Annotated in this window: 9 protein-coding genes; all 9 read right to left on the reverse strand. The window is 46.3% G+C overall.

The genetic code is table 11. The features are described from left to right. Positions 1 to 112 precede the first annotated feature (112 nt). On the reverse strand, positions 113 to 1,153 hold the full coding sequence (locus MSSIT_RS05315) for a methionine synthase (RefSeq protein WP_048170626.1): 1,041 nt from the start codon (positions 1,151 to 1,153) through the stop codon (positions 113 to 115). 380 nt (positions 1,154 to 1,533) lie between these two features. Next, a complete protein-coding gene (locus MSSIT_RS05325; protein ID WP_048170629.1) occupies positions 1,534 to 1,833 on the reverse strand; it encodes a DUF378 domain-containing protein in 300 nt (99 codons plus the stop codon). 330 nt (positions 1,834 to 2,163) lie between these two features. Further along, positions 2,164 to 3,525 carry an energy-coupling factor ABC transporter ATP-binding protein gene (locus tag MSSIT_RS05330; protein ID WP_048170631.1) on the reverse strand — a complete coding sequence of 454 codons (1,362 nt, stop codon included), beginning with the start codon at positions 3,523 to 3,525 and terminating at the stop codon, positions 2,164 to 2,166. 11 nt (positions 3,526 to 3,536) lie between these two features. Next, positions 3,537 to 4,319 carry a cobalt ECF transporter T component CbiQ gene (cbiQ, locus tag MSSIT_RS05335; RefSeq protein ID WP_048170633.1) on the reverse strand — a complete coding sequence of 261 codons (783 nt, stop codon included), beginning with the start codon at positions 4,317 to 4,319 and terminating at the stop codon, positions 3,537 to 3,539. 115 nt (positions 4,320 to 4,434) lie between these two features. Beyond that, a complete protein-coding gene (locus MSSIT_RS05340; protein WP_048170634.1) occupies positions 4,435 to 4,776 on the reverse strand; it encodes an energy-coupling factor ABC transporter substrate-binding protein in 342 nt (113 codons plus the stop codon). Then, positions 4,773 to 5,480: an energy-coupling factor ABC transporter permease gene (locus MSSIT_RS05345; RefSeq protein ID WP_048170637.1), complete on the reverse strand. Its 708-nt coding sequence runs from the start codon at positions 5,478 to 5,480 to the stop codon at positions 4,773 to 4,775. The genes MSSIT_RS05340 and MSSIT_RS05345 overlap by 4 nt, the downstream gene beginning before the upstream one ends. A 769-nt stretch (positions 5,481 to 6,249) precedes the next feature. Then, positions 6,250 to 6,741 carry a YqaA family protein gene (locus MSSIT_RS05350; RefSeq protein ID WP_231590430.1) on the reverse strand — a complete coding sequence of 164 codons (492 nt, stop codon included), beginning with the start codon at positions 6,739 to 6,741 and terminating at the stop codon, positions 6,250 to 6,252. Between the two features lie 406 nt (positions 6,742 to 7,147). Beyond that, positions 7,148 to 11,623 (reverse strand): leucine-rich repeat protein, encoded by a 4,476-nt coding sequence (locus MSSIT_RS05355; protein ID WP_231590431.1) that lies wholly within the window; start codon positions 11,621 to 11,623, stop codon positions 7,148 to 7,150. Between the two features lie 42 nt (positions 11,624 to 11,665). Next, complete coding sequence (locus MSSIT_RS24570; RefSeq protein ID WP_231590432.1) at positions 11,666 to 12,700, reverse strand: hypothetical protein; 1,035 nt, start codon at positions 12,698 to 12,700, stop codon at positions 11,666 to 11,668. Positions 12,701 to 13,060: the final 360 nt, after the last annotated feature.

Below are 13,060 nucleotides of genomic sequence, written 5' to 3' on the forward strand. Positions count from 1 at the left end.
AATTCCTTTTGATTCTTATAATTCCTTCTAATCTTGTAATTCTTTCTACAGCAGGCCACAATAATTTTTGGAATGTACAATAATTTTCGGATGAGAGCTTAGTTTAATCCATCTACTGATCCTTCTTTTCTTCATTAAATTCGTTAACAGCTTTTGCCGTATTTTCAAACAGCCTGAAAGCAATATCCTGGTCCGGCCAGAAAGCCAGCCCGCAGTCCGGATTCGCATATTTTATGCGATCCCCGAGAACCGAATAAGCCGTATCAAGCCTCTTTTTGATAACATCCGGAGTCTCCAGTTCGGTTATGGTTTTTTGCATGTACACCTTTTCCTTCCAGGCATTAATCCCGTACTTTTCATTGACAATATTTACAAGACTGAAAATGTCGGTTCGTGCGATTCCGACTCCCACATAAGTATCCGAATCCTCCAGTACTTTCCTGTCCAGAAGATCAAGGTAGGAAGGGTTTCCCGCATACTCGAATCCTATGATATTGATAGGGGTCTCACATATGAGTTCATACTTCAATGGGGAATACACATGAATCTCCATATCCGCTCCCTCTTGCCGGGCATAGGTAGAGGCAACGGTAAGAGCCGATTTGATATCAGCGTCAGAAAACTGAATCATATCGGTTAACCCCAGGCTGATTTCATCAAGAGCTATAACTTTAATTTTGAAATTCCTTGCTGTTTTAAATGCCTGCTTAACGAATTTCTCAACATCCTGTGCAAGGATATGGTATGCGTCTTCAAAAGCCGTTGCTCCGAACGCCTGAAGATACAGATCCGTTGGGCCTGCAATACAGACCCGTACTTCAAGGGTTTTTCCGGTCTCTTTTTTGTATTGTTTTGCGACTTCATCGACTATTTCCAGTTCAAGGATCTTTGCATTCTCCTCTTTCAATACATAAGGCTCAGAACAGTTTTTTTCGTCTTTTATGATATCGAGAAACTGGCCTATCATATCTCTAAACTGAGGATATGTGGGAACGTGCACCCCAACATCTATTTTTCTCTGGAGAGCTTCACCTATTATTGAAAAGAGTTTTTCGTCTTCATCTCGATTTTCAGCTGCAGCCTTTACCCACTCCCTTGTGACACCTTCAGGTGTGGGAAGGCTGCCTTCATCGATAAAAATAATCTCCTGCATGTCCTGTATTAAGAGAGCTGAAGTTTTATAGATATTGAAATTTTTCGGGCATTACAATGCAAATTTTTCTAAATTTTACTCAGCTGGTAGCTAAAGAAAGAAGTCGCAAATCAGTTTATGTTATCAGTTTATGCTCAATCGGTTTGTGCTTATTTAGATTTGGCACACCTTTACAGATGATCTGCATATATAAAAGTGTCCAGAAGTAAGTCGAGTACTTTTTTAATTCATTTTTTAGACCTGTTTTGTGATCAGTTTGTAAAAACGACTTACTATCTAAACTTTCTAACATATATAACATCAAAGGTCCCGTATATTGTTCAAGAAAATATGCAAGAAACTATTCTAGCAAATCTGCTTGAAAAGGCAATTCCCATCTATTATTGAACTCCGCTCCAGCTGTACTGTTTACCACTATACTTTTTCTCACCTTTTGTATACCAACGCTTTTTCAAGTCTGCATATTTTTCCTTATAAATCAGTATCAGGTAGACTCCAGACAGGCCCACGAGAGCATAAACCAACCTTGAGAGGATTGATTTCTTGCCAAAAAGAGTTGCTACCAGATCGAAATTAAGGATCCCTACAAGACCCCAGTTCAAAGCACCTATTATTACTAACAGTTTGGATAGAAGCTTCAGTTCAGACTTATCCTTCTTCACCAGACCTTTCGAATACATATTTACCAGACCTCCCACCGTAAAGCATTGAGAAAGGACAGCTTATTTTTGGTTGGAAAATTTTGATCGCAAAATTCAGATCATTAAAATACCAGATACCCTGCCCCCTCAAACAATGTTGGAGCTAAGATATTATTAATTTATTCCTCAAAATGGTCATCATTGTTTTTCAGGAAGGAGAGAAGTTTACTCAAAAAAATTCCCCAATATTCAAAATAATATAATAGTGTTCAGAGGAACTTGATTAGTATTCAAAGAACCTGACAAAAAATAGGAAATAAATGGAAAATCGCTGAAAAAAGAAAATGAAAAAATGAAAAAATGAAAAAGTTAGATTTTAAGCATTTCAATGCTTTCATCGGTCTCTTCAATCCATTTGAATCCGCCTTCCCTGTTAACAACGCCCACGGAAAATTCGATCCCGCTTTGGTGCACATACTCCCTAACCCTTTCAAGGGCATGGTCCACCATTCCGCCTGAAGTGAGGATCAAAAAGCGTTTTCCGCTGAGAGCCATAAGGATCGACTTGTCTATGACACCCGAAATCACATCCAGATGGATTCCGTCCTGTTCGGCAAGGGTCTTGCTTTGTCTACCCATTGCCCCAACAGAGACGATTTCCCCGTCTTTAATGATCTGCCTGACCTCCGCCAGAGAATAATTGTCCATGTCATAGATCAGCACTCCACCGGCTTTGATCCCTTTGCGCCTCAGTTCAACAATGGCCATGCCGTCAGGGTAGATATGCAGGACTGTAGCATTAATCGCTTCATAAGGGGCTTGGGTCGCATATTCTCCATACATAACCCCGATATTCAGGCTGTCTCCTTCCCGGACTCCTGGAGGGATCTCAACCCACATCAGATCAAGTGGCTTTAAAGTGTTGACAAGCTCAGGTACATTCTTGGGGGATTTTTTGCCGTATGCTAACCCTCTCCTCGCAATTTCATGGTAGATCTCAAGAGTTGTGGGCTGACGCAGACTTGCTTTTTTAAGGAGCTCCTGCTCTTTGAAGACCTCCACGGGGGTTCCCTGCCCTATGAGCTTACTGTTTGACATGAGGTACACATAGTCAGACCAGCGGTAAGCAAGGTCCACATCGTGGGTGGAAATGATTATCGTACTTCCTAACTGGTTGAATTCATTGAGCAGATCTATGATTTCGTCCGCTCCTACAGGGTCAAGATTTGAGAGAGGTTCGTCAAGGATGATCACTTCTGGCTCCATGGCCATCACCCCTGCAATTGCAACTCTCTTCTTCTGCCCTCCGCTCAGGTGATGGGGGGGCTTATCCTTCAGGTGGGTAAGCCCTACATGCTCAAGGGCATGCTGTACACTGGCATCGACCTTTTCTTTTGGATAATCCAGGTTTGCAGGCCCGAAAGCCACGTCCTGGTATACTGTGGGGGCAAAAATCTGGTCATCGGAATTCTGAAAAACGATTCCCACAGACTTCCGGATTTCCCGGAGGGACTTTGAGTCGTACTTAAAAGGAGCTCCGTGGAAAAAGATTTCACCTCCCTGTGGTTTTAATGTCCCGTTCAGAAGCAGGAAAAGCGTGGACTTTCCGGAGCCGTTTTGCCCTACAAAGGCGATCTTTTTTCCTTTTCCGATCTCGATATTTATGTCCTGGAGAGCGACAGTCCCGTCCGGGTAGGTGTACTTAAGGCCCCTGGTCTCAAGAATGATCATGATCTGTTACCTCAAACAATGGATATGTTTCTTGTAAAATAAAAAAGTGCAAGAGCTGAAAGGAAGTAGGCAGAGGTTAGCAGCAGTTCTATTGCCCCTACAGGTCTGTGTACTTCAAAGAGAGTCATTTTTCCATCGTAGCACCTGGAATTCATGGCAAGGAAGAGTTTGTCTCCCTGCTCCCAGGAGCGGACAAAGAGAGTACTTGCCAGCATTCCCATTGAATGGATAGAACGCCTGAAGTTCGAATATCCGAGTCTTACGGTCTGAGCATACCTTATTGAAAGGGCCATTTCCAGGAAGACAAAGATGTACCGGTAAATCAGCATGGAAAGTTCTATGAGAGATTCCGGAAGCCTGGTAGCCTTTAGCACGGCAAAGAGTTCTATCATGGGCGTTGTAAGTGCAAGGAAGTAGAGGCAGCACATCCCGCTTATAGACCTTGAAAGTACCAGCAGGGCAAGCTCGAGTCCATCTGCCCTTATCGAGAGAGGATAACCGGCGAGTTTGAAAGATAGAAGTTCCTGCCCTGATCCTGAAAAGAAGGCAATAATAATCACACCCGTAAGAGCAAAACCCAGAGGGGCAAGCAGGAGTTTCAGGTATAATTTAAGGGGAGCCCTGCCGAGGACAAGGGTTGTAAAGCTCATGCATAAGGCTATGAAAAGAGGAGTGATAGGGGATGTTGATGAAACTCCCACAAGCAATCCGAAAAGAACTATTGACAGCTTCAACCAGTTATTTCGTTCCCTCAAAGGGCTCATGAGGGCATAATCATCAAGGATATTTGTCATGTGGGAAACCTGCAGATAGGTAGGTGAAAGCAAAAATCAAGGATTAAAAATAAAAGGCAAAAGATAAAAACTTTCCTCCCGGATAGGAAGGAAAGCAAAAATGGCAAAGAAGAGATTAAAGAGAGTGCTTCTCACTCTCGAGTTTTTTTTTCCCTTTATATCCAAGCTCGTTCTCATACTGGTTTTTGGCCTTGTAGTAGCCGAGGAAGTAACCGATGATCGATGCTCCAATAGCTGCCTGAAGACCGAAAAGGAGGCTTTCTATTTCCCCGCTTGGAGGCTCCCAGATAGGTTCTGCAATTGGTTCGTAGGTTCCGCCGGTGATGTCATTTATCACGTTTTCGGCTTCTCCGTCAGCCCCTCCATATTCGGCATCTGTTGTGGATGACATATAAAGGAACTGGGCTGTGAAGATAAGAATAATTGCAAGTACAATAAGTTCCAGTTTTCTACTCATGAGGAAATCCCTCTCAGTTTTCTTACTACCGAATCTTCAATGACTTTCATTTCGACCAGGATATCACTCTTAACGTTGATGACATACTTGAAGAGAAGGGCACTGACAGCTCCTTCCATGATTGCAAGAGGTACCTGAGTAACTGCAAAGACTACGGCAAATTTTTCAAAAGAACTCATAAAGCCCGCAAAGGTGAGTGCTCCTCCCGCAGGATACGCAAGAGCAAGTTCAACGGATGTAGTCACATAAGTTGCCCAGTCCCCAAAAGCCGCAGCAAGGAAAACCACAAGATAGAAATTGAGATTTGCTTTCATTCCTGCTTTATAGATCAGATATGCCACCACAGGGCCCACTATGCCCATAGAAAAGACATTTGCTCCAAGGGTTGTAAGTCCTCCGTGTGCGAGGAAAATTGCCTGATAAATAAGTACGATGGTTCCGAGAACTGCGGTGATTGCCGGCCCGAACATAATTGCTGCAACCCCCGTGCCTGTGGGGTGAGAACAGCTTCCGGTTACCGAAGGCAGTTTAAGGGAAGATAACACGAAAATAAATGCACCCGCGACAGCAAGAAGAGGCAGTACTTCGCGTTTTTCTTTAATCAGATTGTTCATTTTATAAATGCCAAATGCGATCACTGGTATTGATACTACAAACCATAGTTGCCACCATGGAGTCGGTAAAAAACCTTCCATTATATGCATAAGATCACCGTAAGATTATCAAGTAAATATTACTGATATTAAGTAAAATTAGATTGAGTTATTGAATACATAAAGATTACGGTGTGGCAGAAGCAGATGCATGAGAGCCTGTAAAATTAGTTGAAACGTAAAAAGGTTCTCAAAACTGGGAGTACAAAGAACAAAACAAGCAAACTTGAATCAAAAGGAAGTATAATTCAAGAATTCAAGAAACCGATTAAACAGAATATGCAATAAAAATAAGAGAAATAAATATAAATTTATATATATTTAAAAAATAGAACAGAGGTCCCGGGAATTTCAGAATTAAAAAATGATAAGTGTGAAAAATAGAAAGTAAAGTTGTGTAAATGTCAGAGAAACCAGAGGAAAAAGAAACAAAATGAAAAAAATAAAAAAATGGAGGTTATAGCCGCAGATATATTCCGTTTTAAGACCCGGAAGATAGGTCAGAATGGCAAGCAAAGCAAATAAAAATCAACTTAAATTGCTTTAGCAAAAAGATATTGTACCCAAAGTTATATAAGTATATCCATTTGGTTCCTTTAGAGAAAAAATCTTGCAACAAGATAGTCAGAGAGGGTATACTGTGGAAGAAAAATAAGAAGATTTAAATGTGAAATATAGTTAAATAAGGAAAGTTCACCTGCAATAGGAAGAAAACCAAGGCAAAAAAGAAAAAAACTAAAACTAAAAAACCCGGATTTAAAAAGCTCCGGGTTGCCCGCAGAAAAAGCAATAAATACAATTTACTGGTGATTTAAGGACCTTAAAATCCACCATTAAAAAACACTACCGAATAAGCAAGTACTAAGTAACGCCCGAATTTTCCCAGGAAAACAAGGATTGAAAAAGGCCTGAAAGAAAGCTGCATAAGCCCTGCAACCATGGTAATCGCGTCCCCTATACCCGGAACCCAGGTGAAAAGAAGGGTATAGACCCCATATTTGTTAAAGAGCCTTTCACTTTTCTCTAGCTTTTCAGGGGAAGGAGAAAGATACCTTTCGAGTACATTTCTCCCTTTTAAACCCAGATAGTAAGTAGTACACGACCCTAGAAAGTTGCCAATGGTAGCTACCATAACCACGGCAAAAGGGCTAAACCCCTGGTAAACAAGGGCGATAACAAGAGCCTCCGACCCGAGAGGCAAAACCGTAGAAGCCAGAAAACTCAGGACGAAAAGATGCAGGTAACCGTAGTCAATAATAAAGGCCGTCAGGGATTCAAGCATTTTATCCTTACCATCCAGGGAAGCTCGCATCTTATCTGAGTTTTAATGATTTTTATTTGAGTTTTTATCTGAGTTATCTAATATCCTCTCTTTTACATTCCTGCTCGTATCTTATTTATATTATTTTATGATAAGGTTTGAAGTGAGAAATATGCAGAATTTTGTTACCGTCTGGGTGACAGTATATTCTCCTGGTTTACTGTGTTTACTGTATGTGTGTACAGGATTCTGTTAGGTTGAAGATGTTCCGTCTCCAAAGTCAGCAACAGGAAGGGAAGTCGAACTTGAAACAATTATGTAATTCGACTTCCTGACCTTATCACTTCCTTGATCATTCTTAATTTTCAAGCTAACAGTGTATTCTCCTGTTTCACCGTATGTGTGTACAGAATTTTGTTAGTTTTCTCCATTTTCCCTTAAGTTCTTTCAGCTTTTCTTATATCATTGCAAACATATCCACTACATCATCAAAGTCTATCCTTCCGTTTGCGTTGAAGTCGAAATACTCCACTGGCATGTTTTCCTCTATCCAGTCCATGTTGTGGAAGTAAGCCACTATATCCACGAAACTGAACTCCCCGTTTCCGGTGAGGTCTTCATAAAGCCCGTCCCCGTCAAGGTCCTTAGGAGCATATTCCTGATCAGGCAGGGGCGACAGAAGAGTCACTTCGATTTTCCCTGTTAAAAGGGATGGTTCTATAGTTTCTCCTGAATCGTCATCCAGACGGGAAACTCCTACAGAAAGGTTAGCATATCCTGCTTCTTTTCCCGAAATCGTGAGAGTTGCAAGCACAACATCTGCCTCTCCTGCCTGTACGGCATCTTCTCCGTCAACAGCCTTCAGGTAGATAGAAGTCCCGGGCAGGGAAGAGTTTTCAGTAATCAGAGCCCATGAGGGATACTCGATGTAGATTATCTCGGCAACAGCCGGGTCGTCAAAAGCAATGGTCAGGTTGTAGCCTGAGAACCCTGCAGGGAAATTACTGGCAACGATATTTACTTCAGTAGATTCGTTTTCTGCAACTGAGGAACTTTCAGGGTCGAAAGAGAGAGTAAACGTTGACCCCGAATACTCAGAAACTTCGATGTAATCAGTCTTTAGCTCGGAATCGGTACCGTTTGCATTCGCAACCGTAAGGTTGACAGTGTAAGTGCCGGCTGAAACATATGTATACGAGGGGTTCTGCTCAGTAGAATCCACAGTTCCGTCGTTATCAAAGTCCCATTCCCAGGTATCCGGAGATCTGGTGGACAGGTCGGTGAAATTCACAATCAGAGGTCCGATTCCTGATGTCACGTCGGCTTCGAAGTCCGCCACCGGTGCCACTGCCAGCGGGTAACAGGCGACGCCGTTCCACATCGGTGTGGTGAAGCCGGTGGCACCTTCGTAGTAGTACACCACCAGGTCGGGACATCCAGACGCCCAGCTGCTGCTCACAGAATCAGGAGCATTGCCCGTGAACATCACAGAGGTAAGGGCGGTGCAGTCGCGGAACATACTGCTGCCGATGCTGGTGACACTGTTCGGGATGGTTACCGATGTCAGAGCGCTGCAGTCCTGAAACGCACTACTGCCGACGCTGGTGACATTGTTTCCGATGGTCACCGAGGTAAGATAGGTGCAGCCATAGAACGCATAGGTGCCGATGGTGGTGACGCTGTCCGGGATGGTCACCGAAGTAAGGGCGGTGCAGCCGCGGAACGCATAGGTGCCGATGGTGGTGACATTGTTTCCGATGGTCACAGAAGTCAGGGAGGTGCAGCCGTAGAACGCGCTGTCGCCGATGGTGGTGACTCCGCTGCCGATAGTCACTGTTGTCAGTCCGGAGCAACTTAGAAACGCGTAGTCACTTATGCTGGTAACGCTGTCCGGGATGGTCGCCGAGGTGATGTTGGTATTGCTCTTAAACGCACTGGCGCCGATGGTGGTGACAGGCATGCCCTTGATCGTGCTCGGTATGACGATATCACCGCCCGAACCAATGTAACCGGTTATGGTCACCGAGGTGCCGTCGGAGATATAGGTAAAGTTATCGACCGGTTCGACTATGGTGATGTAGTCGGTCTTGACCTCACTGTTGCTGCCCCAGGGGTTGCTGACATTCAGCCTGACCGAATATGTACCCGGCACATCGTAGGTGTAACTGGGGTTCTTCATCGTGCTGTCCACCGTACCGTTATTGTCGAAGTCCCAGGCGAACGTGTTCGCTCCCACACCCGTATAGGTGAACTCTACCGTGAGCGGTGCGCTGCCATAGACGATGTTCGAGCTGAAATTGCCGGTCGCGGCGACGAGAGCAGGGTAGCACGGAACACCATTCCACAGCGGGGTTGTGAAGCCGGTAGCCCCTTCGTAGTAGTAGACTGCTATATTAGGGCAATTATAATTCCAGTACGTGGCTACCGTCGGCGCGTTGCCCTCGAACACCATGACAATCGGGGCACTGCAGTCGAGGAACGCAAGTCTCCCGATACTGGTGACGCTGTCCGGTATGGTTACAGAACCTGTCTGTCCAGAGGGACATTGTATCAGCGTTGTGATGGCCTTGTTGTACAGGATACCATCGATGCTGGCGTACACACTGTTATCGGTATCGACATCGATTGCGGCCAGAGCAGAGCAACCAGAGAACGCATTCTCACCTATGCTGGTGACTCCGCTGCCGATGGTTACTGCTGTCAGTCCAGAGCAGCCACTGAACGCATAGCTTGGGATGCTGGTGACGCTGTCCGGGATGGTCACTGTTGTCAGTCCAGAGCAGTCGCGGAACGCATAGTAGCCGATGCTGGTTACATTGTTTCCGATGGTCACAGAGGCAAGGGCGGTGCAGCCACGGAACGCACTGGCATCAATGCTGGTGACGCTGTCCGGGATGGTTACAGTTGCCAGTCCGGAGCAGCCGTAGAACGCATAGGTGCCGATGCTGGTGACACCGTCCGGAATGGTCACAGAGGTAAGACCGGTGCAGCCAGAGAACGCAGAGACATCAATGCTGGTGACGCTGTCCGGGATGGATACAGAACCGGTTTTTCCTGACGGACATAGTATCAAAGTTGTGATGTCCTTGTTGTACAGGATTCCGTCGATGCTGGCGTACACACTGTTATCGGTATCGACATCGATTGCAGTCAGAGCAGAGCAAGCAGTGAACGCATAGGTGCCGATGCTGGTGACACTGTCCGGAATAGTCACAGAGGTAAGACCGGTGCAACCATAGAACGCAACCCTTTCGATTGTGGTGACGCAGTCCGGCACGGATATGGAACCGGTCTTTCCTAACGGACATCGTATTAAAGTTGTGGCGTCTTTGCTGTACAAGATTCCGTCGATGCTAGTGTACACACTGTTATCGGCATCAACATCGATAGAAATCAGAGCAGAGCAATCAGAGAACACAAAACTGCTGCTGCTCGTAACCCCGCCGATGCTCGCAACCCCGCTGCCGATGGTAACTATTGTCAGTCCGGAGCAGCCGCAGAACGCGCTGTCGCCGATGGTGGTGACGCTGTCCGGGATGGTTACAGTTGTCAGAGCGGAGCAATCCTGGAACGCGCTGGTGCCGATGGTAGTGACGCCGCTACCGATTGTCACTGTGGTCAGAGCGGAGCAATCCTGGAACGCGCTGGTGCCGATGGTAGTGACGCCGCTACCGATTGTCACTGTGGTCAGAGCGGAGCAATCCTGGAACGCGCTGGTGCCGATGGTTGTGATGCTGTCCGGGATGCTCACCGTTGTCAGAGCGGAGCAAACCTGGAACGCACTGGTGCCGATGGTTGTGACGCTGTCCGGGATGGTTACAGTTGTCAGGGCAGAGCAGCCGTAAAACGCGCTGGTGCCGATAGTAGTAACAGGCAGTCCCTCGATCTCCGCGGGTATGAGGACAATATCATCCGACCCTATGTATTTAGTGATGGTGATAGAGCTGCCGTCACTGGTATAGGTAAAATCACTGGCAGGAGAGGCCTGCTCTTTCACGGTGATGTAGTCGCTCTTAACTTCGTCACCGCTTCCTGCAGGGTTGCTCACCGTCAGATTAACGGTGTATGTTCCCGCGGTCGTATATGTGTAGCTCGGATTCTGCATCGTACTGTCAATTGTACCGTCATTGTCGAAGTCCCACTGCCAGGAGGTCGGAGAGTTCGTAGACAGGTCAGTGAACTGCACGCTGCATCCTATTAAAGTGGCCACCGGATCAGCTGAGAAATCAGCCATCGGAGGCAAATTTTCCACTGAGGTCAGATTGACCCTGGTGACAGTATCCGAAGCCACCAGGTTAGCGGCAGTCATAGTCACTGTATAGTTACCAGCGGCATTATATGTCCAGGAGGGATTCTGCTCGTACGAGTCGATTATGCCATCGGACTCGAAGTCCCAGGCCCAGCTGATCGGTCCGTTGGTGGTAAGGTCAGTGAACTGCACGGTCAGCGGAGCGGGGCCGCTGGTCACATCAACGGAGAAATCGGCTACCGGTGAGTCCGGCAGGACGGAGACGATGTAATCGGCCTTGGTTTCGGTGCTCGATCCGCCGGTGTTGGATACCGTCAATGAGACGTTGTATGTGCCGGCAGCCTCGTAGGTGAACGAGGGGTTCTGTAAAGTTGAGTCCACAATCCCATCGTTATCGAAATCCCAGGCATAGTCAAGTATTATTACACCAGTGCTCTCATCATAGAACTGTACCGTAAGCGGTGCGATCCCGGAGGTCACATCGGCGGTGAAGTTAGCCACTGGTGCACTAACCACACCAATGTTGATGACGCCAACCGCCTCCAGGTCTAATCCGCCTGAACCCCAGGTCACCCAGGCATCATAGATGGGGTTGCCCTGGGAGTCCTTGAAGTCCCCGCTGCCCGGGATATCCACAATGCGGACGTAGTTGATGGAGTTAAGGTCCACACTCCCATTCAGCACTTCGGGTGCCTGCGCAAGGGTGCTCAGGTCGAAGGGCGTGCCTCAGGAATCGCCATAAGCATTGACGTGTTTCCCTGCCAGGTTGTATACATAAGCGGGGTCTATACTCCCATATCCGCCTGCCTGTCCGGAAGTCAGGGATATCGAGGGGAAGCGCGCGAAGACGATGCCGTCAGTGGATACCTCCACATAACCTAGCTCGGCGGACATTTTCTCCGTGCCTGAAACGATGAAACCATTCTCAAAAACCGCCAGGTCCGGTCCTTCGCCGTTAGCTATGGGTAAATCGAACCCGAGAGTTACGGATCCAGGTAGTTCGCCTGCATTTATCTGATCTTGATCGAGATCTCCCAGGCTGACGATGTTGAAGTTATCGCCGGTCACCGGACCGAGGGCGATGCTCGGATTAGAAAACCCTGCCGTGATGCTCTGGTTGGCTGGAGAGTAGTCCACGACCGTGCTGGCCCAGGTTATAAATATAGGGTTCACAGTGCCGCAGTCGGTCTTGCCGTCACCGTTCGGACCTACGAAACCTGGTATCCCAGGATCAGGTGCTCCGGGATTGGTGTTCTCCATTGCAGTAGAATAAATGTTGAGGATGGTCCCGTTGATGGTCACAGTGTCATCGCCTGTGGTATTTACCGTCCATGCATATTCCTCCTCACTTGCAGATTCACCTGCAACATAGCTTGGTCCGTAGTCATAGGTACCGGATACTGTTTCGTCGGGCACTGTGACACTGTAGGTTATGGTGTCAGTGACTCCGGTGAGGTTGACTGTGCCGTAAAAATCCAGGAATGTATAATCTTCCTCGGAAGTGTTCCAGATGTAACGCCCACTGTCAACTTCAGTAAGACTCCAGTCTTCAGGAAGATCTTCGTGTATTACGATGGAATCCTCGTCAGTATTGAAGGAAGCTGTAAGGGTTACATTGTAGGTATCTCCGTCAGATACTTCTGAGGGAGTAATCGTTCTTGTTATTGTTGCTTCACCGGTAGCAACAGCTGGCATGGCCAGCATGGCTATGGAAAGTAAGAGCATTACTGTTGTCAGAACAAAAAACCTTTTTTTTTGCATTTCTATTCCTCTTTTTTCATAGGGTTTCAGCCTGCCTGCGCGGAAATGTCCTGCCTACCAATGATTTGAGAAGCGGTTTGATAGGTCAGGAAATTATTTTTGGTTCAAAGATTTTCGGACCTTTGAAGAAAGCAGGAAGCGACTGAATTTTGTTATTCTGTTTTTTTATTCTCACGGATTCTGAGGATTCTGGGATCAACCGGTTTTGAACTACTTAGCTGTAGAAAGTTCCGGTGACCTAACAGATAATGATAGCATTTCAAAATCCGGAAAAATGCCGAATATGAAAAACACAGCTCAAATTAAAATTCGCCCTTTTAGAAAAAAAATGCTTCAATACTTGTCACTATTTTTGATGAA

This window comes from Methanosarcina siciliae T4/M (genome assembly GCF_000970085.1).
Lineage (GTDB): Archaea > Halobacteriota > Methanosarcinia > Methanosarcinales > Methanosarcinaceae > Methanosarcina > Methanosarcina siciliae.

Coding starts and splice junctions, on each gene's coding strand:
- MSSIT_RS05315 (WP_048170626.1), bottom strand. CDS start 1,153: ATGCAGGAGATTATTTTTATCGATGAAGGCAGCCTTCCCACACCTGAA.
- MSSIT_RS05325 (WP_048170629.1), bottom strand. CDS start 1,833: ATGTATTCGAAAGGTCTGGTGAAGAAGGATAAGTCTGAACTGAAGCTT.
- MSSIT_RS05330 (WP_048170631.1), bottom strand. CDS start 3,525: ATGATCATTCTTGAGACCAGGGGCCTTAAGTACACCTACCCGGACGGG.
- cbiQ (WP_048170633.1), bottom strand. CDS start 4,319: ATGACAAATATCCTTGATGATTATGCCCTCATGAGCCCTTTGAGGGAA.
- MSSIT_RS05340 (WP_048170634.1), bottom strand. CDS start 4,776: ATGAGTAGAAAACTGGAACTTATTGTACTTGCAATTATTCTTATCTTC.
- MSSIT_RS05345 (WP_048170637.1), bottom strand. CDS start 5,480: ATGCATATAATGGAAGGTTTTTTACCGACTCCATGGTGGCAACTATGG.
- MSSIT_RS05350 (WP_231590430.1), bottom strand. CDS start 6,741: ATGCGAGCTTCCCTGGATGGTAAGGATAAAATGCTTGAATCCCTGACG.
- MSSIT_RS24570 (WP_231590432.1), bottom strand. CDS start 12,700: ATGCAAAAAAAAAGGTTTTTTGTTCTGACAACAGTAATGCTCTTACTT.